This window comes from uncultured Microbulbifer sp. (assembly GCF_913055755.1).
Lineage (GTDB): Bacteria > Pseudomonadota > Gammaproteobacteria > Pseudomonadales > Cellvibrionaceae > Microbulbifer.
The window spans coordinates 1-4,471 of sequence record NZ_CAJXKH010000154.1 but is presented as its reverse complement, the minus strand read 5'-3'; the positions used below and the strand labels follow the sequence as shown (position 1 = coordinate 4,471).

Sequence of the window (4,471 nt, the reverse complement as noted above, 5' to 3'; positions counted from 1 at the left end):
AGGCTGCGGTTCAACGGCAGCCCCATGTAGTCCATCAGGCTCTGGGGCGCCGCGCCGCTGCCACCATCGGCGCTGTCGATGGTAATAAAGTCCGGTGCCGACGCCACACCGCGCTCGAGGATGACCTCACACAATTCGTGCAGCCATTCGCTATTGCCGATCACACACTTGAAACCGGTGGGCTTGCCGGTGACTTCGCGGATATGTTCGACCATGTCCAGCAGACCCGCCACATCGCGAAATTCCGGGTGGCCGTTGGGACTGATGGAATCCATACCGGCGGGGATACCGCGCACCGCGGCAATCTCCGCTGTGACCTTGATTCCGGGCAGGATGCCGCCCTTGCCGGGCTTGGCCCCCTGGGACAACTTGAGCTCGAACATCTTTACCTGGTCGTACTCTGCCACCTTGCGCAGTTTTTCATCGCTGAGGTTGCCCGCCGCATCCCGCACGCCGTATTTGGCGGTGCCGATCTGGAATACGATGTCGCAGCCACCGGAGAGGTGATGGGAGGACAGTCCCCCTTCCCCGGTATTCATCCAGATACCCGCCTTTTTCGCCCCCTTCGACAGCGCGGTCACCGCCGGCACCGACAGGGCGCCGAAGCTCATCCCGGAAATATTGAATATCGAACGGGTGGTATAGGGCTTGCGGGCCACACCCTCCCCCACGGTCACCTCCCGCGGCGGCACCGCGTCCTTGCTCAGGGTGGGGAACGGATGGTTCAGGAAGACGATATCGCCGGGCTGGTTCAGCGGCCGGGTAGAGCCGAAGGCCAGGGTCGAATCCACATTCTTGGCCGCCCGGTAGACCCAGCTGCGCTGGGCGCGATTGAATGGCATCTCCTCCCGGTCCAGGGAAAAGAAGTACTGGCGGAAGAATTCCCCCAAATGCTCGAACTGATAGCGGAAACGCCCCAGTACCGGAAAGTTGCGCCGGATCGCCTGTTTGGTCTGGCTGACATCCGAGAGGTACATGTAAACCACGTAAAGCACCAGTAGCACCAGCGTAAACGCAAACAGCAGCGCAAACACCTGCAGCACATTTACTGCAAATGCCTGGATAGCCGCAACCGCCTGAAGATCCATTCCGGGGTTCCTTGTTGTTAATGCCGAATCAGTGTCGGGATTTATGACCTGCGGTCATTGTAAGTGCTGGCCGGATGCCTTGCACGCGGCTTGCACCGGGGAGGACTCGGCAATAAACTGTACATTCATACAGCTCCACAATTTAGTATTTACCCGCCGAGAACCCTGTGGCCAACGACGACTTCCACAACCCCACCCGCTGCCTCAAGGGCCGCGGCGCGGTCAGCAACCTGGCGGGACGCTTTGTGGATGCCGTCAGCACCCGCGAGAGCGATGGCTGGGAAGATCAGCTGGAGCCGGTTACCACCATTGCCACGGTGGCGATAGAGGAAAAGGCCAGGTCCATCATCACCCGCAACAACTCGCCGGATTTGCCCTTCAGCCAGTCCATCAATGCCTACCGGGGCTGCGAGCACGGCTGTATCTACTGCTACGCGCGTCCGGCCCACGCCTACGTGGACCTGTCACCGGGGCTGGACTTCGAAACCAGGCTGTTTTTCAAACCCAATGCGGCGGAACTGCTGGAGCAAGCCCTGCGCAAACCGGGCTATCGGTGCAGCCCCATTGCGCTCGGCACCAATACCGACCCCTACCAGCCACTGGAAAAGCACAAGCGTATTACCCGCGAGATCCTGGAAACGCTGCAGCACTTCCAGCACCCGGTGACGATCGTTACCAAAAGCCAGCTGATACTGCGGGACCTGCCACTGCTGGCAGAAATGGCCCAAGACGGACTCGCTCATGTGGGTATCAGCGTGACCACCCTGGACAATGACCTGAAGCGTAAACTGGAGCCGCGCACCGCCGGCCCCGGCGCGCGCCTGCGCACCATCGAAGCGCTGAGTGATGCGGGGATTCCCACTGCGGTCATGGCGGCGCCGATGATTCCGGCCCTGAACGACTGTGAGTTGGAGGCGATCCTGAGTCGCTCCCGGGAAGCCGGTGCGATCCACGCCGCCTACATTCTGTTGCGGCTGCCGTTTGAGGTTGCGCCGTTATTCCGGCAGTGGCTCGCCGAGCACTATCCCGAGCGGGCGGAGCATGTAATGAGCATCGTGCAACAGAGTCGCGGCGGCAGGGATTACCAGAGCAGTTTCGGGGAAAGACAGAGGGGAAACGGTGTTTTCGCCCAGCTGTTGCAGCAACGCTTTCGCGTGCACTGCCGCAAGCTGGGGCTCAATCAAAACAAGCTGAAGCTGGATTGCGACCGGTTTACCCCGCCGCCGCAGAGTGGGGACCAGCAGAGCCTGTTCTGAATGTTGATTGCGGGTATTCCCCGCTACAGTGAATCACATGGAGCGCTGGTCGATCCGCTTGCGGAACTCTTCCGCAGTTTCCTTGCGCTCCGAGTAGCGGTCCACCAGGTAGTCCTTGCGATCCCGCAGCAGCAGGGTGAACTTCACCAGCTCCTCCATTACATCCACCACACGATCGTACAGCGATGAAGGCTTCATGCGGTCGTCGTCGCCAAATTCCAGCCAGGCCTTGGGGATCGACGACTGGTTGGGAATGGTGAACATGCGCATCCAGCGCCCCAGTACCCGCATCTGGTTGACCGCGTTGAACGATTGCGAGCCACCGCTCACCTGCATTACCGCCAGGGTTTTACCCTGGGTGGGACGGACGCCCTGCAATGCCAGCGGAATCCAGTCGATCTGTGCCTTCATGATCCCGGTCATGGCTCCGTGGCGCTCGGGGCTGCACCACACCATACCCTCACACCACTGCGCCAGTTCCCGCAGCTCTTTCACCTTGGGATGCTGGTCATCGGCGTCATCCGGCAGCGGCAGCCCCGAAGGGTTAAAGGTCCTGGTTTCCGCACCAAAAAACTCGAGAATGCGCGCCGCTTCTTCGGTGGCCAGACGGCTGAAAGAGCGCTGCCGCAGGGATCCGTAGAGCAGCAGAATTCTCGGGCCAGCATTGGATCGCTCCGCACCGAACAGCCTTTCATCTTCGATGGGATGCAGGCACTCCGGGTCGATATTGGGCATAGATTTTTGGATATCGTATTCAGTCATACATCAACTCTCAAAATACTCTCGGGTGCGATTGGCAAAGGCCACCAGGCTCAACATCACCGGTACTTCCACCAGCACCCCCACCACCGTCGCCAGCGCAGCACCGGAATTCAGGCCAAACAGCGAGATCGCCACCGCCACCGCCAGTTCAAAAAAGTTGGAGGTAGCGATCATGCAACCGGGGGCCGCGATATTGTGCGGCAACTTCATCGCCTGCGCCGCGCCATAACTGGCAAAAAAGATCCCGTAGGTCTGGATCAACAGCGGTATCGCAATCAGCACAATGGCCAGCGGTTGCGCAAGGATGGTTTCCGCCTGGAACCCGAACAACAACACCACCGTTGCCAGCAGGCCGGCGATGGAAACTGGCTTCAGGGTCTGGATAAACTGGTTCAGCTTGGTGTGGTCATTGGCCGAATCCAGCTTCAACCGGGTCAAAACACCGGCAACCAGTGGAATCACCACATACAGCACCACAGACAGCAACAGCGTGTCCCAGGGCACGGTGACGTCACTGACCCCGAGCAAAAATGCGGCAATGGGCGCGAAGGCAAATACCATGATGACGTCGTTGACCGAGACCTGCACCAGGGTGTAGTTGGCGTCGCCGCGGGTAAGGTGGCTCCACACAAACACCATCGCGGTACAGGGCGCGACACCCAGCAGTATCATACCGGCGATATATTCGGTGGCAGTCTGCGGATCCACCAGGTCGGCAAAAATAACCCGGAAAAACAGCCAGCCCAGGGCCGCCATGGTGAAGGGTTTGATCAGCCAGTTGAACACCAGCGTCAACAACAATCCCTTGGGCTTTTTGCCGATATCCCGGATCGAGCTGAAATCCACCTGCACCATCATCGGGTAGATCATCACCCAGATAAAAATGGCGACCGGAATATTGACGTGGGCAATCTCCATCGCCGCAAACCAGTGAAATAGCTGCGGAAACGATGAACCCAGAGCCAGGCCGGCAACAATGCACAGGCCAACCCAAACCGACAGATAGCGTTCAAATATGCCCACGATCAGCGCTCCTCGGAAATCATTGAGAGCGCTGCCTGCAACTCGTCTTTCGACAGATTTTTTCCGGCCAGATCCCGCAGGCGAGCAACCCGTTTTTCGATGGTATCCATCACTGCGTAGAAGGCCTGGCGAATCTCTGCCTCCGAGCCCTCCAGCTTTGACGGGTCCGGCAGCCCCCAGTGCACTTTCACCGTATCACCGAACCACACCGGACAACTTTCGTTGGCGGCGCTGTCACACACGGTAACCACCACATCCGGTTGCTCCGCCGCAAACGCATCCCACGACTGGCTTTGCAGGCCGCGGGTGTCTATCCCCCTTTCCTGCAGGTAGCGGATCGAC

The 4,471-nt window shown here is 59.4% G+C and carries 5 protein-coding genes; 1 reads left to right on the top strand and 4 read right to left on the bottom strand.

The genetic code is table 11. The features are described from left to right. Positions 1-1,088: FMN-binding glutamate synthase family protein (locus tag QZ511_RS16405; RefSeq protein WP_295804124.1), on the bottom strand; the 1,088-nt coding region annotated here is incomplete at its 3' end. A gap of 167 nt (positions 1,089-1,255) precedes the next feature. Between QZ511_RS16405 and QZ511_RS16400 the strand changes: the two genes are divergently transcribed. Next, a complete protein-coding gene (locus QZ511_RS16400; RefSeq protein ID WP_295804121.1) occupies positions 1,256-2,344 on the top strand; it encodes a PA0069 family radical SAM protein in 1,089 nt (362 codons plus the stop codon). A 33-nt stretch (positions 2,345-2,377) separates the two neighbouring features. Here QZ511_RS16400 and arsH read toward each other — a convergent pair whose 3' ends face one another. The 3 genes from arsH to QZ511_RS16385 form a co-directional block, all read right to left on the bottom strand. Beyond that, entirely contained in the window at positions 2,378-3,106 is a 729-nt protein-coding gene (arsH, locus tag QZ511_RS16395; RefSeq protein ID WP_295804118.1) for an arsenical resistance protein ArsH, read from the bottom strand. Positions 3,107-3,109: 3 nt separating this feature from the next. Next, positions 3,110-4,129 (bottom strand): ACR3 family arsenite efflux transporter, encoded by a 1,020-nt coding sequence (gene arsB / locus QZ511_RS16390; protein ID WP_295804115.1) that lies wholly within the window; start codon positions 4,127-4,129, stop codon positions 3,110-3,112. 2 nt (positions 4,130-4,131) lie between these two features. Next, positions 4,132-4,471, bottom strand: a 340-nt coding sequence (locus QZ511_RS16385; protein WP_295804112.1) for an arsenate reductase ArsC, incomplete at its 5' end; no start/stop codon positions are given.